Origin of the sequence: Fibrobacter sp. UBA2449 (genome assembly GCF_002342555.1) — a bacterium.
Classification (GTDB): domain Bacteria; phylum Fibrobacterota; class Fibrobacteria; order Fibrobacterales; family Fibrobacteraceae; genus Fibrobacter.
The window spans coordinates 216366-240739 of sequence record NZ_DDQF01000020.1 but is presented as its reverse complement, the minus strand read 5'-3'; the positions used below and the strand labels follow the sequence as shown (position 1 = coordinate 240739).

Annotated in this window: 21 protein-coding genes and 1 other RNA gene; 6 read left to right on the top strand and 16 right to left on the bottom strand. The window is 49.2% G+C overall.

What is annotated here, in order from left to right; translation table 11 throughout:
- Positions 1-74 precede the first annotated feature (74 nt).
- Positions 75-434: a transfer-messenger RNA gene (ssrA, locus tag B4B27_RS13825) on the top strand.
- 57 nt (positions 435-491) lie between these two features.
- Here ssrA and rpmA read toward each other — a convergent pair.
- Together rpmA and rplU are read right to left on the bottom strand one after the other, a co-directional pair.
- Positions 492-752 carry a 50S ribosomal protein L27 gene (gene rpmA, locus B4B27_RS13820; RefSeq protein WP_163441840.1) on the bottom strand — a complete coding sequence of 87 codons (261 nt, stop codon included), beginning with the start codon at positions 750-752 and terminating at the stop codon, positions 492-494.
- A 3-nt stretch (positions 753-755) separates the two neighbouring features.
- A complete protein-coding gene (rplU, locus tag B4B27_RS13815; RefSeq protein ID WP_290727222.1) occupies positions 756-1241 on the bottom strand; it encodes a 50S ribosomal protein L21 in 486 nt (161 codons plus the stop codon).
- Positions 1242-1371: 130 nt separating this feature from the next.
- Here rplU and B4B27_RS13810 point away from each other — a divergent pair, with 130 nt between their 5' ends.
- The 3 genes from B4B27_RS13810 to hisI all read left to right on the top strand — a co-directional run bounded on the left by B4B27_RS13810 (position 1372) and on the right by hisI (position 5989).
- Positions 1372-4203: a glycoside hydrolase family 2 protein gene (locus B4B27_RS13810; protein ID WP_290727221.1), complete on the top strand. Its 2832-nt coding sequence runs from the start codon at positions 1372-1374 to the stop codon at positions 4201-4203.
- 164 nt (positions 4204-4367) lie between these two features.
- A complete protein-coding gene (locus tag B4B27_RS13805) occupies positions 4368-5639 on the top strand; it encodes a glutamate-5-semialdehyde dehydrogenase (protein ID WP_290727220.1) in 1272 nt (423 codons plus the stop codon).
- Positions 5640-5641: 2 nt separating this feature from the next.
- Entirely contained in the window at positions 5642-5989 is a 348-nt protein-coding gene (gene hisI, locus B4B27_RS13800; RefSeq protein ID WP_173365530.1) for a phosphoribosyl-AMP cyclohydrolase, read from the top strand.
- Positions 5990-6051: 62 nt separating this feature from the next.
- On the opposite strand, the gene B4B27_RS13795 is transcribed toward hisI, so the two are convergent.
- A complete protein-coding gene (locus B4B27_RS13795; RefSeq protein WP_290727219.1) occupies positions 6052-7230 on the bottom strand; it encodes an iron-containing alcohol dehydrogenase in 1179 nt (392 codons plus the stop codon).
- A 211-nt stretch (positions 7231-7441) separates the two neighbouring features.
- Between B4B27_RS13795 and aspS the strand changes: the two genes are divergently transcribed.
- Positions 7442-9229, top strand: coding sequence for an aspartate--tRNA ligase (aspS, locus tag B4B27_RS13790; protein ID WP_290727218.1), 1788 nt, complete (start codon positions 7442-7444; stop codon positions 9227-9229).
- Positions 9230-9454: 225 nt separating this feature from the next.
- The gene (gene aqpZ / locus B4B27_RS13785; RefSeq protein ID WP_290727217.1) at positions 9455-10195 is read left to right on the top strand and encodes an aquaporin Z; all 741 of its coding nucleotides are present in this window, start codon (positions 9455-9457) and stop codon (positions 10193-10195) included.
- Positions 10196-10336: 141 nt separating this feature from the next.
- Here aqpZ and B4B27_RS13780 read toward each other — a convergent pair whose 3' ends face one another.
- The 13 genes from B4B27_RS13780 to B4B27_RS13720 form a co-directional block, all read right to left on the bottom strand.
- On the bottom strand, positions 10337-11635 hold the full coding sequence (locus tag B4B27_RS13780; RefSeq protein ID WP_290727216.1) for an ATP-binding protein: 1299 nt from the start codon (positions 11633-11635) through the stop codon (positions 10337-10339).
- Positions 11636-11710: 75 nt separating this feature from the next.
- Positions 11711-12757: a nucleotidyltransferase domain-containing protein gene (locus B4B27_RS13775; protein WP_290727215.1), complete on the bottom strand. Its 1047-nt coding sequence runs from the start codon at positions 12755-12757 to the stop codon at positions 11711-11713.
- 82 nt (positions 12758-12839) lie between these two features.
- Positions 12840-13010, bottom strand: coding sequence for a hypothetical protein (locus B4B27_RS13770; RefSeq protein WP_173382260.1), 171 nt, complete (start codon positions 13008-13010; stop codon positions 12840-12842).
- An 8-nt stretch (positions 13011-13018) separates the two neighbouring features.
- The gene (locus B4B27_RS13765; protein WP_290727214.1) at positions 13019-13939 is read right to left on the bottom strand and encodes a hypothetical protein; all 921 of its coding nucleotides are present in this window, start codon (positions 13937-13939) and stop codon (positions 13019-13021) included.
- 91 nt (positions 13940-14030) lie between these two features.
- On the bottom strand, positions 14031-16178 hold the full coding sequence (locus tag B4B27_RS13760; RefSeq protein ID WP_290727213.1) for a polysaccharide biosynthesis tyrosine autokinase: 2148 nt from the start codon (positions 16176-16178) through the stop codon (positions 14031-14033).
- Positions 16179-16235: 57 nt separating this feature from the next.
- Positions 16236-17543: a flippase gene (locus B4B27_RS13755; RefSeq protein ID WP_290727212.1), complete on the bottom strand. Its 1308-nt coding sequence runs from the start codon at positions 17541-17543 to the stop codon at positions 16236-16238.
- Between the two features lie 17 nt (positions 17544-17560).
- Positions 17561-18514 (bottom strand): glycosyltransferase family 2 protein, encoded by a 954-nt coding sequence (locus tag B4B27_RS13750; RefSeq protein WP_290727211.1) that lies wholly within the window; start codon positions 18512-18514, stop codon positions 17561-17563.
- On the bottom strand, positions 18507-19565 hold the full coding sequence (locus B4B27_RS13745; RefSeq protein WP_290727210.1) for a hypothetical protein: 1059 nt from the start codon (positions 19563-19565) through the stop codon (positions 18507-18509). The genes B4B27_RS13750 and B4B27_RS13745 overlap by 8 nt, the downstream gene beginning before the upstream one ends.
- On the bottom strand, positions 19558-20676 hold the full coding sequence (locus tag B4B27_RS13740) for an O-antigen ligase family protein (protein WP_290727209.1): 1119 nt from the start codon (positions 20674-20676) through the stop codon (positions 19558-19560). Before B4B27_RS13740 ends, B4B27_RS13745 begins: the two co-directional genes overlap by 8 nt.
- 104 nt (positions 20677-20780) lie before the next feature.
- Positions 20781-21707 carry a glycosyltransferase gene (locus B4B27_RS13735; protein WP_290727208.1) on the bottom strand — a complete coding sequence of 309 codons (927 nt, stop codon included), beginning with the start codon at positions 21705-21707 and terminating at the stop codon, positions 20781-20783.
- Positions 21708-21718: 11 nt separating this feature from the next.
- Positions 21719-22636, bottom strand: a complete 918-nt coding sequence (locus B4B27_RS13730; RefSeq protein ID WP_290727207.1) for a glycosyltransferase — start codon at positions 22634-22636, stop codon at positions 21719-21721.
- A gap of 14 nt (positions 22637-22650) precedes the next feature.
- Positions 22651-23547 carry a hypothetical protein gene (locus tag B4B27_RS13725; RefSeq protein WP_290727206.1) on the bottom strand — a complete coding sequence of 299 codons (897 nt, stop codon included), beginning with the start codon at positions 23545-23547 and terminating at the stop codon, positions 22651-22653.
- On the bottom strand, positions 23514-24374 hold the full coding sequence (locus tag B4B27_RS13720; RefSeq protein ID WP_290727205.1) for a glycosyltransferase family 2 protein: 861 nt from the start codon (positions 24372-24374) through the stop codon (positions 23514-23516). The genes B4B27_RS13725 and B4B27_RS13720 overlap by 34 nt, the downstream gene beginning before the upstream one ends.

Sequence of the window (24374 nt, the reverse complement as noted above, 5' to 3'; positions counted from 1 at the left end):
TTTGAGCGATTAAAGATGGAACTTTACAAATCTTCCCTTTTTGACGATAAATTTGTATATTTGGGAAATACACCGGGGGTGATCTGGTTTCGACAGGGTTACCGAAGTGTTAGTTGCAAGCCGAGGTCTCAGACGAGGGCACTCGTAAAAAAGTCTGAAAAAAAATAAGTGCTGACGAAAACTACGCACTCGCTGCCTAATTAGCGGCAACGCCGGGCCTCATTCCGCTCCCATCGGGATGAACGTCCGGACGAAATATGGGATAGGATTCTCGCATGCCTGGGGCTAGAGTCCGAGATTCACTAGGCTGGCCGAAATCTGCACCGACCTTCTTGGGCGTGGACAAGGCGAGACCTTAAATACGAAGGGAAAGCTTGTAGGAATGGACATGGACGTGATTTTGGACAGGGGTTCGACTCCCCTCACCTCCAGAAACAACGAAAAACCGGACGCGATTGCGTCCGGTTTTTCAATTCCGATTCCAGATCAGATTAGGCTTCTTCCGGATAGACGGAGACCTTCTGACGCTTAGCATCGAGGCGTTCAAACTTCACCTTGCCATCGACGAGAGAGAACAAGGTGAAATCCTTGCCCATGCCCACGTTCACGCCACTGTGGAAGTGAGAACCGCGCTGACGAACGATGATGTTGCCAGCCTTGACGGTTTCGCCCGCGTACTTCTTAACACCAAGGTATTTGGCGTTACTGTCGCGGCCGTTACGTACTGAACCTTGACCTTTCTTATGTGCCATGGATTAAGCCTCCTTAGCCTTGCGCAGAGAGTTCTTCTTGACCTTGGCGGGCTTTGCGATACCCTGGGCAATCTTTTCCTTGCGAGTAAGGGGCTTGACCTGCTCCTTCTGCTTGGCGAGCGCGGCCACGCGAGCGCGGTTGCGTTCAATCACCTTGGAATCGACCTTTGCGGATTCTGCGCCGGAGCGAAGTTCCGTAACCAGCACCTCGGTATAGCCCTGACGATGACCGTTACGGCGTTCGTAACGGGTGCGACGCTTCTTCTTGAAAACGATGACGGTGTCGTACTTGCCGTGGGCAAGCACTTCGACCTTCACGGAGGCGTCGTTCAGGACAGGGGTGCCGATTTGCACTTCTTTTCCTGCGAAAAGAAGAACGGACTTGAGCTCCAGTTCGGAACCAACAGCGGCGTCAAGAGTGGGGACCTTGTAGGCCTTGCCCAGCTCGACTTTATACTGGAAACCACCTGTTTCAACAATAGAATACATTTTTGTAATCCTTTTTGGTTGCTATTGGGACTCCAAATGTAGCAAAATTCAAGGAATTGTAAAGGGATTTGACCCCCTATCGGCCAATTTTTTCTAAATTTTCCACGAAATTTTCATAAAGGACACCCGAATGAACAAGATTATGAGCCTTGACGGCGACTGGCAGATGAAATGGGACACTGAAGATTCCGGTATTTCCAACCGCTGGTACGCCACCTATCCCGAAGACACGGAGACCGTAACCGTTCCGCATATCTGGGAAAGGTCATTCGAAAAGCTTCTGATGTCGCAGGACTGCGCTTTCTATTTCAAGAGATTCACTATTGACGACGAAAAACAGGTCACCAAGCGCATATTCCTTAGGTTCGAACGCATCGCGACTCACGCGACCGTATGGCTCAACGGCAAGCTCCTCGGCGACCACTTCGGCGCCTACACCCCCTTTGTCCTCGAAACGCAAAAGGCCATCAAGCTCGGCGAAGAAAACATCCTCTGCATCCGCGTCGCGAACATGGGTGCAGCCAACAGCCGTATTGACTTCGGCCGAGAAACCCACGAAGGCGCGAACGACCGCTTTGCCCACCCCGGCGAAATGCCCGTCGGCCTCCCCTGGAACCAGTACCCCTTCGGCGGTATCTTCGGACACGTGGACCTCATCCTCGGAAACGCCGCTTTCATTTCCGACCTCCATGTCGAGCCCGACATGGACCAGGAACGCGTAGCGCTTGAAATCAGCTTCAACAACCCCCGCGGTTTCAACACACGCCTCCGCATCCTCATGAGGAACCCGAACGGCGACGTCTACGAATGGTTCAAGGACAGTCCCAAGCTCGACAAGGAAAACGCGACGCTGCGCATCGTGCTCGGCATCAAGGACTTCAACCGCAGCAAGTGCGTCTGGAGCCCGGACCACCCCAACATGTTCGCCGTCGAAGTCCAGATGGAAATCAAGGGCGGCAAGGGCAAGGACCCGGAATACTCTTTCCCCGTCATGCGCACCTTCAGCTTCCGTAAGTTTGACTGCCTCAAGGGCGACTTCTACCTGAATGATTCCATCGTGAAAATCCAGGGCGTCTGCTACAACCAGCAGTGGAGCGAAGGCGGGCTCTGGACGACCGACAACCCGAACCTCAAGAAGGACCTTCAGGCCGTAAAAGACGCAGGCTTCAACACCATCCGCAGCTGCGGCGCGCCTCTCAGCACGGAAGCCCTCGACATATGCGATACCATCGGCCTTCTGGTGTTCCAGGAATTCCCCATCCACACCATGAAGTCGACCCCCAGCGGACTTGAATACGCCAAGAAGCTTATCAGCGACATTGTCAAGGAACAGCACCACCATCCGTGTATCGTCGCATGGGTCATGGGCTCCGAAAACGGGACCTTCATGCTGCAGAACGGCAACAAATTGCTGAACGCCATCAGCCCCATCGACATGACGCGTCCGGCCATCAGCAACCTGGACAGCATCTACATCGACAACGAAGGTAATTTCCACAAGGACATCGGCAAGCTGCTTCCTGTTTCCGTCGACCGCATCTCGCAGTTTGCGACACTTGCCGTAAATCCGAAGATGAACCCGAACGCCGCTTACTCGCACTACCTCGCCCACTGCTTCAACAAGGACGAGGAAGAACTGATGGTTCCGGATTCTGGACTCGGCGACAGCCACTTCCAGGACGAAGACGAAAACGCCACGGAAATCGAAAACAAGATGCTCGTGACACTCAAGAACCACACTCTCCTCCCGAAGAGCGCGACCAATATCAAGGGTCCCCGTGGCATCAAGAACCAGAAGGCAGTCAAGAACTTCTACAAGCTGCTCGAGTCTTTCGTCAAGGAATCCGGTCTTTCCGTTTGGGATAGCGTCGATTCATTCATCAAGGACGCAAACAGCATCGCAACCAAGAGCAAGCTCGACCAGATTACCGCATTCCAGAGCAATCCTCAAATTTCAGGATTCTTCCTTAGCCAGTGGGCCGACTACGGAGTCGATTTCAGCGGCATCTGCGACGAAAACCGCAAGAGCAAGGGCATCGAATCCTTCTGCAAGGCGATTACGACAAGGAGCCGTGTCCTGGTCAGCGAACTGGAACACGTGGTCGCACCGCAGAGCGAGGTCAGCTTCCAGCTCACACTCCTGAACAACGACCGCTTCGAGAATGTCTCCGTCGACGTGAACCTCGTGGACGAGAGCGGCAAGTCGCTAGCCTCGCAGAGCCTGACACCGGAGGAACCCGCCGGCAAGACAAGCCTCACCCAGCTTGGCATCTGCACGCTGATGGTTCCGCGCAAGACCGGTAAATACGAAATCCGCATTTCGCTCAAGGACAACGGCAAAGAAATCAACACCTCTGCCGAAGACCTCATTGTCATTGAGCAGGCCGACGTGAAGAGCGCCATGAGCAAGGTTTGCTTCCTCGACAACAGTGAAGAATCCAGCGACGCTCTCGCAGCCCTCAGCGGTCCGGAAAAGATCATCTTCACAGCGAACCTCAGTTCCTGGCCCGATGAAATCCTGAACAAGATTGTCGATGTCACCAAGAACGGCGGAAAGACGCTCCTGCTTTCGGACATGACGCAGGAAGATATCGACTTCTTGAACCAGAGCCACAACTTCGACTTTACGGTGGAAGCGCACTGGAGCACGGGAGCCAACGGCACGAGTCTGCACTACCTCCCCAAGGATTCGGCGCTCCTCCCCGTTTTCGGGAACAAGAGCGTGCTAGACCACAATGCTGCAGCCGTGATGCCGGGACTTTCGCTGAACGAACTGCCGGGTGCAACCGTATACGCTCGTTCCGTAAGCATCAAGGATGGCGAAATCAAGACGGGAGTCGACCTGCAGAAATTGCCGTTCGGTGCAGGACAGATTGTTTTCAATCAGTTCAGCGTGTTCGAAGGCCTCGAGACGAATGCCCTCGCCGACGCCTTGTTCACGGCCATCGTAAGCCAGCTCTAGTCGTAAAAAGTATCAAAAAAGGACCCAGTGCGGAGAGAAACGCACTGGGTCTATACACCCAAGTCCGATACCGGCGACTACAAGACCTTGTCGCGGGTAAAAACAAACCTGTATTAGTAAAATACACAAAAGCGTGACTAAAATCAAGTTTCTATATTAAAAATATGCTGAAAAATTATTCCAACTTGGACGAATATTCAAATCTTCTGGCCCAGAACGCCAAGAAAGCAAGCAAGAACCTGCGCACGCTCTCCGGAGAAAAGCGGAGTACCGTGCTCAACCTCGTGGCAAAAATGCTCCGCGAGAAAAAGCCGGAAATCCTTGCGGCAAACAAACTTGACCTCGAAGCTGCCGCCGGCAAGCTCGATGACGCCAAGATGGACCGTCTGACTTTGAACGACGCCCGCATCGAAGCGATGGCCAAGGGCGCCGAAGAAATCGCCGCGTTTACCGACCCGCTGAACCGCGTGCTCGAGAGCCGCGAACTCAAGAACGGAATCAAGATTAGCCGCGTGGCCGTGCCTATCGGCTCCGTATTTTTCATTTTCGAAAGCCGCCCGAACGTGACCATCGACGGCGCATGCCTCTGCTTCAAGGCGGGTAATGCCGTAATCCTCCGCGGTGGCAAGGAATCGCTGAATTCCGCCAAGTGCCTCGCGGGCATTTTCCACGAAGCTCTCGCCGAAGAAGGCATCGACCAAGACGCCGTGCAGCTCGTGACCGAAACGAGCCACGATTTGGTGGGCATGCTGTTGCAGCGTAGCGACTGTATTGACCTCGTGATTCCCCGCGGCGGCGAACGCCTGATCCGCGCCGTGGTGGAACAGAGCAAGATTCCCGTGATCAAGCACTTCAACGGCATCTGCCACGTGTACGTGGACAAGTCCGCCGACATCGAAAAGGCGGTGAACATCCTCATCAACGCGAAGACGCAGCGCACCGGCGTGTGCAACGCCATGGAATGCGTGATTATCGACCGCCACATTGATGCAGCCAACGTGAAAAAGTTGCTCGACTGCCTCGCCGACCGTGGCGTGGAACTCTTCGGCAACAAGGACGCCCAGAGCCACGACAGCCGTATCAAGGACATCGGCGATGACAGCAATTACCACCACGAATACCTGGCCCTCAAGGCAAGCGTCAAGTTCGTGGACAACGTGGCCGAGGCCTGCGACCACATCGAAGCGAACAGCAGCCGCCACACCGAAGCGGTCGTCGCCGAAGACGCTAGCGTGCAGGATTACTTTGTCGCCAACGTGGACAGCAGCAGCGTGATGGTGAACGCCAGCACCCGCTTTGCAGACGGTGGCGAATACGGCCTGGGCGCCGAAGTGGGCATTTCTACCGACAAGCTGCATGCCCGTGGCCCGATGGGCGTAGAAAGCCTCTGCACCTACAAGTGGGTTCTGCGCGGCAACGGCCAGGTGAGGGCGTAATCATGAAATTCGAAGACCTGATTAAAGAAATCAAGTTCGAAGTCGAAGTGGACGGTGTTGCACTTGCTCCGGCAATCGTGCAGGACGCCGACAAGGGCGATGTGCTGATGATGGCCTGGATGAACGAGGAAGCGCTCCGCCGCACACACGAATGCGGCGAGATGGTATTCTGGAGCCGCAGCCGCAAGGAATACTGGCACAAGGGCGACACGAGCGGAAACGTGATGACGGTCGTTGAATGGGCCGCCGACTGCGACTCTGACGCATTGCTCTTCAAAGTCCGCATGCAGGGTCCGCAAGTGGCTTGCCACACGGGAGCGAGAAGCTGCTTCTTCAAGAAATGCGATTAACTTTCGCTTAAAATTTTCGTCCTAAATATTAAAAGTAGCGACTAAATATTTTTCTTTGCGGGTCAATCAAGAGAGGCGTGGGCGGCAATGGTGTAAATCGCGGTGACGTCCTTCGCCTTGAGCGGAACAAAGCCCCAGCCGTCGCCCGGGTTCAGTTTTTCGACCATCTTCGGGATATCCTCTTCCTTCGCGCCGAGTTCTGCAAAGTTAATCGGCATGCCGATGGAATGCAGGAAGCGACGGAATGCCTTGATGCCTTCGAGGGCGGTGGCCTTCGGGTTTTCAAAATTCATCTCGCAGCCGAACACGCGCGTCGCCATCTGCGCAAAACGCATCACGTTGTGGTCCACCACGTATTCCATCCAGGCGGGCATGATGACTGCAAGGCCCGCGCCATGGGCGCAGTCGTAAAGTGCCGAAAGTTCGTGCTCGATGGCGTGGCTGTTCCAGTCCTGACTGCGCCCGCAGCCCACAACACCGTTGTGGGCTACCGTCCCCGCCCACATGATGTTCGCACGCACCTGATAGTTGGCGGGGTCGGCAATGGCGCGCGGGCCCTCCTTCACCATCGTGAGGAGCACCGCTTCGCACAGGCGGTCGGTAATTTCCACTTCCAGCGTGTTCGTGAAGTAACGTTCAAAAACGTGAGCCATGATATCGGTAATGCCGCAAGCCGTCTGGTAAGCAGGCAACGTGCAAAGGAGCGCCGGATTCTGCACCGCGAATTTCGGGCGAATATGTTCGCTGCTTGCACCGCGCTTGAGCATGCCATCTTCCTTGGTGATCACGGAGTCGCCGCTACCTTCGGAACCGGCAGCCGCAATCGTCTGCACCACGCCAATCGGGAGCGCTGCCGCCGCCGAGGCCTTGCCATCGTAAAAGTCCCAGAAATCGCCATCGTAAACAGCACCCATCGCAATGGCCTTGGAACTATCAATCGTAGAGCCGCCACCCACCGCAAGGATAAAGTCAATACCGTTCTGGCGGACAATCTCAATGCCCTTGTACACAAGCGAATCATGCGGATTCGGCTTCACGCCACCCAGTTCCACATGCGGAATTCCTGCAGCGTCAAGGCTCGCCTTCACTCGGTCAATCAAGCCGGAGCGTACCGCAGAGCCACCACCGTAATGAATCAGCACCTTCGTGCCGCCATACTTCTTGACAAGCGCACCGCACTCGTTTTCGCGGTTCATGCCGAATACGAATTCTGTGGGGCTGTAGAAGTTGAAATTATCCATGTTCCATCCTTATGTTTTTTGCTTAAAAATACAAGATTTTGACGACAAAAGCGGGAGTTTCTCCCATTTTTCTGTTCACAGGGGGAAACATCCTGATTTCATCATATCGGACCCACTTTTTCTACACTTTTTCCTTGTTTTTACGCCTCACTCGCCCCAAACTCTTTTGCTATATTTACACCCGAAAAAAAAACTATCCAAGGATACTAACATGAAACGTACTCATAACTGCGGCCAGCTGCGCAAGGCAGATGTTGGCCAGACCGTAACACTCGCCGGTTGGGTGGACCGCCGCCGCGACCATGGTGGTGTGATTTTCGTTGACCTCCGCGACAAGTATGGCAAGACTCAGATCGTCTTCAACCCGGACTACAATGCCGACGTGATGAAGACCGCCGAACAGCTCCGCAACGAATACGTGATTACGGTGACCGGCAAGGTTTACGCCCGCGAAGAAGGCAACGCTAACGAGAAGCTCGCCACGGGCGAAATCGAAGTCAAGATTGACTCCATCGAAATCCTGAACGCGGCCCTCACCTCCCCCTTGGCCATCAACGACCCTAACGAAGAGTGCAAGGAAAACGACGACCTGCGCCTGCAGTACCGTTACCTGGACCTCCGCCGTCCGTGGATCCAGAAGAAGCTCCTCCTCAAGAGCCGCTTCCTCAAGGCCGTGTACGACTTCTTCTACGCCAACGGTTTCGAAAACATCGAGACTCCGGTGCTCTGCAAGTCCACTCCGGAAGGCGCCCGCGACTACCTGGTGCCGAGCCGCGTGAACCCGGGCAAGTTCTACGCCCTCCCGCAGTCTCCGCAGCAGTACAAGCAGCTTTTGATGATTGCCGGCATGGACCGCTACTTCCAGATTGCCAAGTGCTTCCGCGACGAAGACCTCCGCGCCGACCGTCAGCCGGAATTCACGCAGATTGACGTCGAGATGTCCTTCGTGGACCAGGACGACGTGATGGAAATGTTCGACAAGTTCGTGACCGAAGTTCTCGGCAAGGTTTGGGACTTTGAACCGCCCAAGAAGATCCGCCGCATGAAGTGGCACGAAGCCATGCTCAAGTACGGGAGCGACAAGCCGGACCTCCGCTTCGACCTCGAAATCCACGATGTGTCTGAAATCGGTGCAAAGTCCAACTTTGGCGTGTTCAAGAACTGCGTTGCCGCCGGTGGCAAGATTCGCGGTATCGCCGCCAAGGGTTGCGTTGACTTCACCCGCAAGCAGATAGACGAACTCACCGCCTACGTGGGCAAGTACGGTTCCAAGGGCCTCGTGTGGATGCGCGTCAAGGAAAATGACGAAGTGGAAACGCAGGTCGGCAAGTTCTTTACGACCGAACAGCTCAACGAACTGCGCGACGCCGTCGGTGCCAAGTGCGGCGACATGATGTTCTTCATCGCAGGCCCCGAAAAGGTTGCAGCAACCGCTATGGGTCAGCTCCGCCTGGAAGTCGCCCGCATCAAGGGTCTCCGCGACCCGAAGAAGCGTGAATTTGTGTGGATTACCGAATTCCCGATGTTCGAATACAGCGACACCGAAGGCCGCTACATGGCCATGCACCACCCGTTCACCAACCCGCTTCCGGAACATTTGGACATGATGCTCAGCGGCAACCTCAAGGATTGCAACGCCGAAGCTTATGACCTTGTTCTTAACGGTGTGGAAATCGGCGGTGGTTCTATCCGTATTCACAACCCTGAAGTCCAGGAAAAGGTGTTCCGCCTGCTCGGTCTCTCCGAAGAACAGGTGAAGACCAAGTTCGGCTTCTTCGTCGATGCCTTCAAGTACGGCGCTCCTCCGCACGGTGGTCTCGCCTTCGGTCTCGACCGCGTTGTTGCTACTATGGAAGGTGAAGAGTCTATCCGTGACTACATCGCATTCCCGAAGAACACCAGTGCTTCGAGCCCGATGGACCAGTGCCCGAGCGAAGTGGACCTCCAGCAGCTGCAGGACATCCACATTTCCGTGCAGATGCCGAAACAGGCGAAATAATCTTTGGCAAACACAGTTTGCCAAAGGCGCATCTTTGCCATGCAAAGATGCGATGGAAGCAAATATTTTTTCGCCAAACAACGTATGCCAAGGCCCCGCGAACCACGCGGGGCTTTTTTGTGCGATTTCTCACGAAAACTTTTTTTCTCATTTTTTTGCTGAATTCATGCAATTCGCTTTGCTAAATTAAGGCACAACTTTTAACCCCAAACTATGGAGATGTTTATGAAACTTACTACTCGTGCCATTGCCGAAGCTATCGGCACCTTCTGGCTTGTGTTTGGCGGCTGCGGTGCCGCCGTGCTTGCTTGCGGCGTTCCGACCACCGGTATCGGCTACGTGGGCGTGTCGCTCGCATTCGGCCTCACCGTTCTCACTATGGCATACGCCATCGGTCACATTTCGGGGTGCCACCTGAACCCGGCTGTCACGCTGGGCCAGGTTGCCGGCGGCCGCTTCCCCGCTAAGGAAGCTCCGGCCTACATCGTGGCCCAGGTCATCGGCGGTATCGTCGCTGCGGCAGTGCTCTACTGCATTGCACAGCCCGACCTCACCAACGCAGGCATTGGCGCATTCGCCACCAACGGCTGGTCCGACACGCTCACCAACGGCGTGAACGCCTTCGGCGGCAAGACCACCGGCATGTGCGGCGCGTTCCTGATAGAAACCGTGCTCACCGCCATCTTCCTGTTCGTGATTATGGGCGCTACCGACGGCCGAGCTCCGGCAGGCTTCGCCCCGATTGCCATCGGCCTCTGCCTCACGCTCATCCACCTCATCTCTATCCCGGTGACCAACACCTCCGTGAACCCGGCCCGCTCTACCGCAATGGCAGTGTTCGTTGGCGGGGCCGCCATCAAGCAGCTCTGGCTCTTCTGGGTCGCCCCGATTTTGGGCGGCGTCATCGGCGGCGTTGCATACAAGTGCTTGGCCGAATGCAAGTGCTGCAAGGGCGAAAAGAAGTAAGGCGATCGTCATGCTCGCTATACGATACTTGGCAACTTGTTGCCATAGTAGAGTTATCCTCTTTGGGGAGAAGGCGAGCATCTTTCTAAAAAAAGCGCGGCCCCATCTGGCAACAGTTGGGCCGCCATTTTTATTACATAATTATTCGAGACAGAATTTCCAAATTGGAATCACATTAATGCCATTTTCTAATATGGCTTCCGAATTCCATGTAACGATGCAGCAATTTTTCACTTTAATTTCTTCTTTCGCCAAACGAATCGCATCTATCTCTCTCTTGAACGTGTCCTGCTGTTCCATATCCCAAGCAACCTGAACGAGTCGCCTAGATTTCGTATCAAGATTCGTAACAAGGAAATCAACTTCGCCGCCAGCACGATTGATATAATACTCAATTTTATTATTTCCACGCCGGAAATGCATAAAAACAAGGTTCTCTAGAAGCCACCCTTTTTCAGCATCATTCTTTGGAGTCATTGCACGAACAACCCCGGTATCAACCATATAATATTTATCAGGATTTGTTCTACGCACCGAAACAGAATCCGTCCTTATAGATACAGGATAAATGAGATACGCATCGGCTAAATAGCGAAGATAATTAGAAATATATTCACGATTGTCCGAAATCCCCATTGCCTTCAACGTGCCAGAGATGGCACGAGTCGAAACTTTCCGCGCATAATTATGGATAACATAATCTAAAGTATACCGAAGCGCCTGCACACTCGAAATTTCATGCCGTTCTATAACATCCCTAAATACAACGGCATTCACATACTCCTGCAACAACTTGTTCCGGACACGAACATTCTCCCCTTGTATATCAGGGAAACCACCCTCGTCCAAATATCGAGCCATGGCATTACGCAATAAACCACTAGTCCTAGACGAAAATGGTTTTTCAGGAACATTCTTAAAAATCCCATTAAATTGCAGAAATTCCGAAAAAGACAGAGGAAAGACCTCCATATCCAAAGATCGACCACGAAGTTGAGTCGCCACCTCTGATGAAAGCAACTTAGATGAAGATCCGGTCACACATAGTTGAACCAACGCAGAATCTATTAGACGTCGAGCATAAAATTCCCAGCCATCAACATCCTGTAACTCATCCAAAAAATACCAGCATTTTTCCCGAGCCGCCTCAGGAAACATTGTCGCATGCACATCACCGATAAGATGGAGATCGTCCACCTTGATACCCCTTAAACGCTCATCATCAAAGTTGACATAAACAATTCGATTCAGAGGCAAACCGGCATCAATAAGTTCGTGCATACGCTGGTACGTTATATAGGTTTTCCCAGTGCGACGCATACCGATAATAGAAGTGGCATTTCTTTTTTTTTCGAGAAATTCTACAGGGCGACGGCAAACATCTGTCGGCACGCCATTCTCATAAAATTCACGCAAAATTTCGGCAATTACTTTTTCCATATCAACAATATACACAAAATTGGCATAAAAATCAAGCCAATTTTATAAAAAATTGGCATATTTTTTACGCCATATCTATTTGTGACGTTCTTTATACTGGCGGAGGGCCAGAATGCGCTGGGGCGTCAGGAACACGAACGAAGCCCAGTAGCGCAGCAGGAACCACGAAACTTCGGAGAAATCGAACGGGAGGAACGTCAGCAGACGCAGGCGGTTCTTGAGCCACCAGCGCCAGACAGAACCGCGACGCCGATCCGCGAATTTCCCAAAGTTGCCGTCACGCATGATTTCACGAAGGAGAACGCGACCGCGGCGGGCATCGGGCGCACAGAGCAAAAACTCGCTTTCTAGCCCGAGACATTCCGAAAGCACCCACATGAGCGCCCCCGCAAATCGCCGCAGGTTCATGGACCCGAGCAACGAGGCAATCTCGGCACGTTCCTCACTCGACGATGCTTGAAGCAGCATGAAGTAATCTACCAGCTGGCGCATCCCTACCCCGAGGCCCAGCATGTGCTTGTAGATATGCGAGAGCTGCATGACCAGCGCGAACTTTTTGGAAGGGACGTAAAAGCCCTCGGGCACAGGCGTCAAGTTATGCGATTCCGCGTCAAGGAATGCGAGCATGCGCTTGTTCGCAAAAGGGCTGCAGCGGTCGACCCCGAACCCGAAATGAACCTCGACCTCTTCCCCGAACACGTTCTTGGGAAGAAGGACGTCGTGGCTAGAGATCTTTGTATCTTCTAGCAAGTCCATCTTCCGGAACAGCTCAAGAACACGTTCTCGCCCGCCGGAAACCCAGATGTCGATATCTCCCGTCTGGCGGATAAACTTGTCCGGGTAAAGCAGGGAGTTCGCCTGCCCCTTGAGGATAAACGTCTGGCAGCCTTCCGCAGCAAACTTCTGAGTCAACTCGCTAGAACACGCATAATGCCGCTCGTTCAGCGACCGGATGCCCTCAGCCTGGTAATACCATTTGAGATAAAGCTGGCGCGGCATCCCGAGAGTTTCGGGCTTCCCTGATGAAAGCTTTTGAATCGCATAAAAGGCAACACCCAAAAGCGACTGCCGACCGCACAGCCTGTATAGCCATTCCCAGTCTTCGGCAGAAATATCGCCCACCCCAAAAACAGGAAACTCCCGCGAAGCCCCTATGGCAAATCGCAGGAGTGTAAAGAAGAGACGCGTACGCCTCGTAGAATCGTTATGCGATACGGTCTGCACCTTCGTTCAGGTTGAATCCGAGTTCGTCGTCGTAGTCATCGGCATCGGGACCGTCACCACCGGAACCAGCGAGCAGGTACATGTCACCGCGCATATCGATAAAAGTGAGCTTCGGGGCAACGTATTCTTTCTTTTCAAACTTCAAATTCATATCCACCCCTACTTGATGATAACCTTGTTGCCGTTGTGGAAATAGGTACCCTTGATGGTCGGCTTCTTGTCAAGCTTGCGGCCCTTCATGTCAAACCAGCCGGTCGCCGTTGAGAACTCGCCCGTGTGCGGGTTCAGCATGTAAATTGCAGTGGTTTCATCTTCATCATGGAAAACAACCTCGATCGTGGAAGGCAGATCTTCTACATCGATAGAGGCGGTTGCAGAATTCGTAGCGCTCTTGGTAAGAACGGCGCTATTGTTGTAAATCAGATAGCCGCGGAACGGACGGATATAGGCACCCGCCTTGACCCTCACGAACTGGCCCTGCTTAATGGTCTTGCCATCAACTTCCTTTTCCTTTGCAGCAAAGCCATAAACACGACCAATATCAGAGTCTCCCTCATCCCAAGTCTTATAGGAATACATGCCCCGAAATTCCCAGTTATCGAAAGAGAACTTTGTATCGGCACCGACCGTCTTCTTCATGGTTGTTTTACCAGCACACCATGCAGGAAAAACAACCTGGTTTTTATTGGGACGCACGAAATAAGGCCTATTGGCGGAAAAATCCCCGTTACTGCCCATGTTTTTCGTATCAATCTGCCAAGTTTCCGAGGAACCATTAAATGCAATCCCCGTCATTTCGTAAATCTGACCGAATTCAGAAAGACAGCCATTCGGGAAATCAAAAGGCAGCATCAAGGTACCAGGCTTGCCCCATTCACCCGAATAATCACGATCGTAATAGATGGAATCCACCTCGACATCTTCCGCAATCTCGACCGTTTCCGTCGAGGTACCGCTAATGAGTGCCGTCTTCTTGCCATTAAGCATCTTAACGGTAATTGCGCCATATTCGCCAAGAATAGCGCCCTCTTCCTGGGCAAAAACGCCCACGACAGCGAACGAAAGTGCCAAAACGGCCATTTTTTGGGAAAAATTCATATTCAACCTATAGATTTAGGCCAAATATAGAAAAATGTAATATTTCCGTAAAGTGTCGAGCATCACACAAAAATCACGCTTTTTTGCCGTAATAGCCCTTACCGTAGTACCCGTAGCCGTATCCATAGTGGCCAGGTTCGCGTTCGCAGTGGTTCATCACGATAGCGGCGGGCTTGTCCGAATAGCGACGTACGCGTTCGACAGTTTCCTTGATTTCATCCATGCTATGGCGACCATAATGGAGCACGAAAAGCGAGAAATCCACCAAGGGACAAATCAACTCAGCATCGGTTACCAAGTTCAACGGTGGAGTGTCGACGATTACCAGGTCGAACTTTTCACGGGCTTCCTTAAGGAGTTTGTCCATGGCATCGCTACGGAGTAGTTCGCAAGCGGCAAGCTTTGTCTTGCCCGCGTTCATTACAAACAAATTATCGGCATGCTTCTGGACTATCGCCGTTTCGAGCGTAGCAAGGCCCAGGAGCACATCGGCCAGGCCAAACTTTGCCCCGCTATGGATTACGCCACGGCGCATGTCGGCATCTATCAGGAGCACCTTCTTGCCACTAGCGGCAACCGTCGCCGCCAGGTTCAGCGAAACAAAACTCTTTCCCACACCAGGAATCAGCCCCATTACAAGCACAACGCTATGTTCCGGTTTCGGCATCAGAAACATCAAGGCCGTCTGCAGCGAACGGAACGACTCGCTTACTTTATCTTCAGTATTTTGGAGCACGAACGGAGCACCGTGGTGCAGGTGCTTGTGACCACGCAATAACTTATTCGGAGACTGCGGAATCTTTGCAAACACGCTGAGACCAGTTTCGCGTTCGATTTCGGAAGCACTGCGAACGCCGTTTTTAAACACACGAATAACGATAACAAGAAGTAATCCCAAAATCAAACCAGCCACAAAGGCTGCAATCAAAATACGCGACTTATTCGGTTTGCTTTGGCTTTGTTCCACCTGGGCGAAATCGACAATACGGACATTTCCCACTTCACCAGCGCGAACCACACGCAACTGTTGAATGTTGTTAAGCATATTTGTATACACTTCATTGTTTACCGCAACTTCTTCTTGCAGGCGCTTAACCTCTTGCTGCGTAAGCGGCATCTTTTCAGCATCCTTCTTAAGCACAGCCAATTCCGCTCGTAACTTGCTCTGCTGCTTGACAATAGTCTGCACATTTGGGTGTTCCGCCTTGAATAAGCGCATCGCTGCTTGGCGATCCTGTTCCAACTGCATAATCTGGCGTTGCAGCTGGCCTTCCTTGTCAAGATGCGCCTTGGTCTCACCGCCAATATCAACGGAACCGACCTTATGCCGATAGTCCGCCAAAACCTTCTCGGCGCTATCCAACTTGGTCTTAACCCCCGGCAACTGCCCTTCAAGGAATTCCAGTGTCTTTTCTGCCTCAGCACTGCGCATTTCTACATTTTGACGCAGATATGTTTTCGCAATTGTATTCAAAATAGATGCAGCACGATCTGGATAACGATGGCTATAGCGGACCGAGATAATGCCCGTCTGCTTACCCTTTTCATGGACATTCAAGCCACTGGCCAACGCACGTTCAGCAGCCAACGGGGACCCCTGCACCAAGATAAACTTCTGCCCCACACGAGCTTCCAAAAAATTCACACGAATGGCAAGTGTATCGCCGGCATACGGAGTCGTAAATACTTCACCCACCTTACCATCAAGAACCTTTTTCCCATCCGGAGAAAAAACAGAATAGGAATCATCACCCTTTACCTCGGCCATCCACTTTTTGGCACGAACTTTCGGAGGAATCCGGAGAGAATCCAAGTCCATGCGGCCTTCCCTATGCATCAACCGATCCCAAGAGCCAACAGGAATAGTCCATAAATGAACATGCTCGGCAGCCACCACGTAGCTCAAAACCATACGGCTCTTGATAAGCTCAATTTCAGCATCGGCTGGGCTAGCCAAATCCAAAACCGCCCCCATCTCACCTAAGGCCTTTGTCGATTTACTGCTCGCTCCCTTAACATTTACCTGAAGCAAAGCGTCACTCGTGTACGAAGGGCGCACCCACATAGCATAGACGCCACCCAACAAGGTCGACACAATCGCGATAATAATAATTTTAAACTTTTCTTTCCAAAGAAGAGCGAAAAAATCCATTATCGTAACAGATTCTTGAGATAAAGGATTTTTGACTGAATCCGCTTTTGATGATTTTTCAGTAGTCATAGCAAACTCACACTTTTAAGATAAAAATAACAAAGAAAGTCAATAAAAGGATTCTTCTTAGCCAACTTGTGACCCTTTTCTCAACCGAGACGCAATCAACTTTAGGTATTTCGGATTTAGAGCCCTAAAAATAAGGACGTTGTTAAAGCGAATCGGCTTGACAATCCACCCAGAGCCGATATTTACAATAAACTGGGTAATTACAGAGGCTACAGCCGCACCATTAATGCCCCATAGAGGGATCAGGGCGAAATTAAGCGCGACATTTGCAACAACCCCTAAAAGATGGATTAACCAAAGGTATTTCTGTTTAGATTCTGCCAAAATCCAGATACTTCTGGCAGAGCCTAAATAAGAGAAGGTGGTATACCAAACAATAATTTGCAACACCCCGACTGACGGAGCATAGGCCGCGCCATACAAAATTTTAATAATAAACGGAGCAAAAACAGTCATGACTACACTTTGCGCCAAGGCAAGGTAAATTATCACGGAATAGAGGGACGTGACACTATTCTCGTAACCTTCGCCGCCTATCTTTTTTTTCTCAAAAATAAGCGGCCGGAACGAATCAATTAGCGCAGCAAAAACAAAGGTCGTCATCCCCGCACAAGTAATAGCGGCAGAATAGAAACCAGTTTCTGCGTTCCCCAACATATTCTTAATCATAATGCGATCAGTCTGTGCAAAAACAACTACCATCAAAGCAGCAAAGATGTAGAAATAACTCTTGGTAAAAAGCCTCTTGGCTGTCGACAGGGATATTTTGAACAAACCTCCACCATTCTTTTTGTATAGCACGAAATAAGAGCCCGCAATGAGGATTGCCGCAAAAGAATTTGACACGGCAAACCAATAGACGCTCTTCCCCGAAACAAGCAAGTACACCCTATAGGCCGCAACGGCCATATATGCGGCAAAGGCCGCCAAGGAGGTATACTTGGAGAGGTACTTGGCCTGGAACCAGTACTGAGTCAATTCTGCCGCCTGGAATATGAGGATTGTACTATACAGGCAACATACAATGATTGTCTCGGTTTCGCCCGCATTAAGGAACGAAACCGTAACGAACAGGCCTGCAGCGCAGAATATCGCCGACAGCGAACTCATCAATATCGAGGTTCCGAGAATTTCCCCGTCTTTTTCGGGATTGTTGACCAATTCCTGAACCATCACATCGTTCAAGCCGAGTTGCATAATCGGCGTCACAAACATAACCAGCGAAGCAGCATAGTTAATCACACCGAAATTTGAAGGACCAAGGTACCGAGCCGTCAACATTCCCACAACAAGGCCGATAACAGCCTGTGCTATACGACAGCCTATTATCCAAGAAGCATTCTTTGCGACCTTATGCGTGAACATATACCTAAAAATCTCTATTACCTAAACAATTTTCTAACACGCGACAACAACTTAAAGAGCCAAATCAACCTGTAACGGTACAGGAAAAACCTCAATTCAGCCTTTACATTGGTAAAAGTAATGCCATCCTTCCTTAATGCCTTAACTTCGGACTCTATTTCCTTAAACGTAAAGCCGTTATCTGATTGAATCGAGTTATCCATCATAAAACGCATTACCGAGAAATAATCCGAAAGCGCATGCCTTTTTACAAGGAATTCTATTCGTGGATATATGTCCTTCATCTTGAGGACTTCATTCAATAGCTTTTTATGGGCAACAAGGCGTTCTGTCGGAGACATATCTGACGCAGACTTTTCCACAATGGTATAATGGTAGTAAGGCTTGTTGACCAGGAGCATCCTTCGATTCGACTTCACGAAGTTTTCTATCACAAACAAGGAATCTTCCCCGTTCTTGAGAGTCTCATTGAAACGGATTTGCGGGTTTGCCCTAAAAAGTCCCCATATATTGGTACACAAAAGCAAGGTTTGGATTGTGTCACCATCTACAAGGCAGCACCCTTCACTATTGAACTTTATGTGGTATGTATAGTTAACCCCACCACGTTCCCATGAGAGCCGAACCACATCGTAGCCGTTATCAACCATTTCACGGTACATCAGCCCGATATAGTCCGCGTCGACGGTATCATCGCCATCGATAAACGTGACGAATTCACCCTGCGCCATGTCCAGCCCCGTATTTCGGGCCCTTGAGACACCCCCGTTTTCTTTATGCAGGACTCTGATCCGGGAATTTTTTGATGCATATTCATCGCATATCGCCCCCGAGCCATCTTTAGAGCCGTCATCAATCAAGATAAGTTCAAAATTAGAGAAGGTCTGCGCAAGAATGCTATCCAGGCAAGCCCTTAAATATTTTTCGACATTGTACACCGGCACAATGATAGACACAAGACCCTTAACCATTTTGCAAGCATCCTTTCAGAGAATTTTTGAAGTTACCTTCAAGGGCTAAGACAGTCTTGCGGTATTCTTCAAAGTCAGGCTTTTTGGTCTCGTAGTTTTTCAGAACATCCCTAATTTTCGCAACAATCAAATCTGCTTGCCCAGCATAGTCCGCAAACTTGTATTCATCGGGTATAGGAACATCCCCATAGAAGTTCGAAGCACCGTTACGCCCCGTAATAACACAGCAACCGAACAGGGCCGCCTCCTTGGGGATGCGTTCTGCACCAGGGAACGGGCCAAAGTCGACATACAACTTGGAGGTCACGTACTTTTCAATGAGCTGGTCTTGGCTAAAGCCCTTCAACGGCACAAAATTCAGGTCCGGAGCCAGTTCAACTAGCCTCTGGACAAACGCACCGCTTTTACGCGGGTTATAGAGGATTATATCCGAGCGCTGGGTAGAATCAAGGAGCCCCTTCTGTTCATCAAATTTTTCCAGAAAAATCTTGCTTATCGGCTCAATACAAAGAGAAGTCTTATGTTTGGACCTCTTGGAGACGAAATCATAGGCGTAATGAGATGCGCAAAGGTGTTCTACATTCTCCGGCTCCGCATTGAAATCATACTTCTTCATTTGCAGGGTCTTTACAATGGCCTCGCCAAAGCGCTTTTTGTAGTAATGCCAGTTCTTGACCACCCTTGCAGGCAATGTCGCAAAGAAAAACACCTTCCAAAGGAACGAACTCCTATTGGTATTGTTATCGACACTCAACCACCAGATAAGCACTCTTGATTTTTTAAGGAATTTAAGCTTATCTACGGCATGTTCTGGCAAAATCACAATATTTTCGGAACTATCAACAAAATCGTCTTCAGTTATAAAACCAGAAACGTAAGCCTTATAGGCATCGGGAATGGCGTAAACATGCTTTGAGGTAAATGCGTAATAAACAATAATCGCCTCAAGCCCGATTTGATTCAAGTAGTAGACAATCTGGTGGAGCGCATCAGGGCCACCAGTTACAAAGTCATTCGGGCAAAAAACATATATTTTCTTGGAACTACTCATCAGAAGCCTCCTCCTCTTCTTGCGGGAAGGCCTTCGCCATATAAAAGCCCAAAGCCATTGCAAAGAAACAAGACGAAGCCATCATTTCGGAAGAAATGGGCAAGTAGTACATTGAAAATACAGATTTACCAAGACCAATCAACAACAGCAAGCCAATCACAACAAAGGCTTCGAAATTCACCCGAGATTTAATCCAGGTAATAGCAAAAGCAATCCAATAGAGCAAATATATACACACACCAAAAATTCCTTGTTCCAATAGAATAGCAAGCCAATCATTGTGTGCAAAAGACTCATTGGCCACAAGCGTACCTTGCGCACCTATCCCGAAAAACATTTGGAAAGTTGTTGACTTATTCCTGTAATAATCCAAAATATGCTTGGCATATTCATCACGGCCACTGGTATAACCTTCAAAAGTACGTTGCACCTTTGATGCAAAATAGGAGCTAGATTCCATCTGATGATTGATGAATAAGTAAATCGCAACAAACAGAGCAATCGATACAAAGAAAATGGAAATTTTCTTCGTAAGCGAACTTTCAACAAACATGCTCAAAATAAGCAAAGACGCAGAAATACCACCAAGTATAATCGCACCTCTTTTCGCACTCAACACTAAAAAAATAAAGATCACCCCCAAGAAAATAAATTGCAAAATCTGATGTTTCTTAAATAATATCACTAGAGGCAGCAGACTCAATAATTGATACACGCTCGAAACGGTAAATTCTTCCTGTTCCTCTTCCATCATCAATGCAGCGTAAGCAATTTGCTGTTCAAGGCCGCCATAGTAGGAATTGATTCCGCATACAAAGAAAATCAGGAAAAGGATTTTCATTTCACGCTCCGTAATCAACCCTCTACTTGTAAAAATATATACAGGAACAAACGACAACATGGCGGGAATAAGCCATAATATATAGAGGTATTTTCTTAAAAATCGCCCAGTCGCTTGCCAATATATCTCATCGCCAACAATGATAAGGAATATGCCATAAAGTGAAAGAATAAAAACAAATAATAGGGCCCCTTTAAAATAGAGAGGCAATTTGTAATTCGTTACAGCTACATAAGTATAATACAAAGCCGTTCCAGTAAGGAATATCAACAAGGGCTCATAAATAAAGTTAGAATTATAGATATACGAAAAAACCGCTAGCACAATCCAGACCAAGAAATAGACATATGTAGCCACTTGGTATAGTCGCATAACTATTTCAAAACTCTTCCATTTTCATCAATAAAAGCTTGTAATTTTTCTTTGTAGGCTTGGTTTCGCTTTGCAAGCAGACGCCATTCCACCACATTCAAGAACGAAATCATCTTGCAAATCAAAGGGGCTGTATTCGCATAATTCTTCAAAACATATAAAACCGAAGTCCACCTGTAAAACCTAGTAAAAAGCAAGCGATCAACGCTGCTCTTCTTTGTGGAAACTCCTTCATTATGAATAATTCTTGCTTTGGAAGCGATAATAGCACGTTTACCAGCCTTATGCATCACATGAGCCAAAATATCTTCTTCATAATACATGAAGATATTCTCATCCAAACAGTTATTTTCCCGAATAAAATCAGCCTTCATGCCAAAGCAGCAGCCATTCAGCATACCATCAAACACAAAATCTTCATCATGCGAAAATTCATAATGGCGCAAGCGCCTCCCCAATCGAGGACAAAGTTTGAAGAGAATTCGGCGGCCTGTACAATATGTTGTCAACGTAACGCCATGCCTAGCAAACTGGGCGTAATTTCCTAAACTGTTGACTATAGAAGGTCCAACAACAACAATATCGTCTTTTGGTTCAAATGCCTCTTGCATCATAGCAAATGCATCGTTTTCCAAAATGATATCGCTATTCAAAAGATAAACATACTCATAGCCATCATTTAATGCAGCTCGAATTCCGATATTATTGCCACCGGAGAAGCCCTTATTGACTTCGGACAAAAGAACTATCACTTCCGAATCGCCATCGTATTTCGCCAACAACAGTTCGCCAGATTTATCCGGAGAGGCATTATCTACGATATAAATTTTGTATAAATTCTGTCTAGTAAACTTTTTGATAGAATCTACACATATAACAGTATCGGTAAAGGTGTTGTAATTCAGTATCACGATAGCAATATTCTTCACAAGCACCCCCATCATCGAAAAAATTTCTCTACAGGAATCTTAAAATAATCCATCACATTGTGCAAATACGCATCATTCTTACGATAGTCTACATTCAAGCTCGAAAGTGTTCCGTTTGTAGAATCGGCAACATCAATCGGATCCACCTCCCAATTTTTAGCCCATACAACAGGAATTTCGTTCAAAACTTCCATACATTTGAGCCAGATATCATCCGCCTCAAAGCACAATTCCATAAAGATCTTTTCATCAAACGCCTCAGACTTGAGGCAATGCGGCGGATAAAGAATTCCACTGCAACCTGTAGCAATGAGCGAGAAGCTCGGTAATTTTACCCGACGACACTGGTCTTCCCAATAATTGTAAAAAGCCAATTCTTTCCCATTTTTCTTCATAAGGTGTACCCGGCGGGCACTCACCGCTTTCGGGAATTTCCTGTAGGATTTCAACAAGCTAGAGAGCCAATTTGACGGATAGTAAACATCATCATCTGCAGTTACCACCACGTCATTGGGAAATTCCTGCATTGCATAGAAGTACTTCTTGTGAGATTTTAGGTTTCGCTTACTATCAATATGGTATTCAACACCATATTGTTCCAAAACCAACATTTCCTTCGTGAACTGCTCCCGCGAAGAATCGGAACCTAGATAAACAATAATCTTATCGGGTTTTTCAGTTTGCAACAAGAGGCTTTTTAAAGTTAAATGGATATTTGCGAAACGAGGCGGAAAAGAAGTCAGCGAAACAACCACTTTTCCCATTCGCTTATCAGACTGATTCAGGCCAAACTGTAATTTTTTGCGATTTACGGAAGCCTTTGTTATGCGACTGTTAAAACGATAGATGTAATGGAAAAAAGATTTACGGACAATCTCCTTAAATCCACCGGATGCATATGCATTTTTCAATCTATCCCAGATATTCATATACAGCCAACCATTTAACTATCGCGCCGGCAAGATTTCCTTGCGATTTCTTCCATCTTAAGAACAGCAACTATACGATGAGCTAAAGTAAATCTACCACCCAAAACAGAAATAAGACCACGAAACATGAACAATACCTTAAAAATCAACTTATAAAAAGGCCTGTAAAGAACGTGCAAACGACAATAGCACTTCCTATAGCCGAAATGTTGTTCCTTGTATTCCTGCGTATTGGTCACGTGGTTTATGGAACGCGATCCCGAAGAAACATATTTTTTTTTCTGACCATTCAGGTAATAATCTAAAACAAACGCATATAGTGCATCCGAAACACGGAGTTTTAAGTAATCGGGATGGAATTTTGATGTGTAAATTTCAGCCCAATCCTCATGAGGCCCGAGCATCAGATATCCGACAAGTTTCCCTGAATCTTGCGAAAATCCCGCCCAAAACTCAAGCCCCAGCAACGCGGATTTTTCACACCGCAGTTTGAAAGAATCGTACGAATCCTCGTTGTCAGCCTGCTTATACCCCAAATACGCCTGATGATAGCATTCATAAAGAGCATCGACATATTCTTTTGGGTCAATCTTTTCAACTCTTACTTTTCGAAAAGCTTCCTTAATATGCTTTCGGGAGTTACTCGACAAAGTACTGATATCAAATGGGGCGTCCTTTATCAAATACCACCATCCCGTATCATATCCACAATCCCAGTCAGTCGTATAACGAACTAGCAGGGGCTTTTTGTCTTCAATACGCCAGATACGTCCATCTTTAAGCGGAGTCAAATCGGGATTTTCATGCGGAGCCGTTGTCGGAATCGCCGCATGATTATAGTATTTCCAACCGGGAATATGATTGTTTTCAGCAGTCATCATCCCCTCCCCACGTACTTTATCTTCTTCCATACGCCAAAGAAGAGGTTGCGGCCTGTATTAAACAGGGATACGACCGGGTTCATTCCTTCGGCTTCGCGGTAAAGCTTGTAGTGCCACTTGATAAGAGATAAGTGACGAAGTAGATCCTTTGACTTCGTCCCTTCGGCAAGCTCAGGGGCCTTATGGATCCTATCGCCTTCGGCTCCAGGATGACAGGAGTGTGTTATCGAGCCGCCGCGTTTACGGTAATGGGCCAAGTTTTCATCCAACAAGTAGCAATCGACCTTACGGCATATCTTGAGCCACATGGCGTAATCGTTGTTCTTCTGGATTTCGGCAATCTGGATATCGCCCACCACCTCGCGGTCGTACATCACGGTGAGGCAGCCGGGCCAGCAGTAGTTATACATTCCGGTCTTGGTGATGCGTTTCGGGCCTCCAACAATCGTTCCCGTGGGCTTGCCGTCCTCATCCATTTCCCCATAGCGCGTGTAGCTGAATGCATAGCCGTTCTTTTCCATGAAGGCTATCTGCTTTTCGAGCTTGTCGGGTGCCCACAGGTCATCGCTATCGAGGAAGGCAATCCACTTGCCTTTGGCTTCGCGGAGGGCTCGGTTGCGACTGTAGGCGGCACCGCGATTGCGGTCGTTTTTGAGGTAGCGGATTCGCGATGAAAGATCCCCGCCTTCGCGGGGATGACAGGAAGCGACAACTTCGTCGGTGTTGTCGGTGCTAGCATCATCAACGATAATCAGTTCCCAGTCGGCATAGGTCTGCGCGATTACCGAGTTGATGGACTCGGCAATGTACGGAGCCGTGTTATAGCTGGGCATGATTATGGAGACGAGGGATGACAT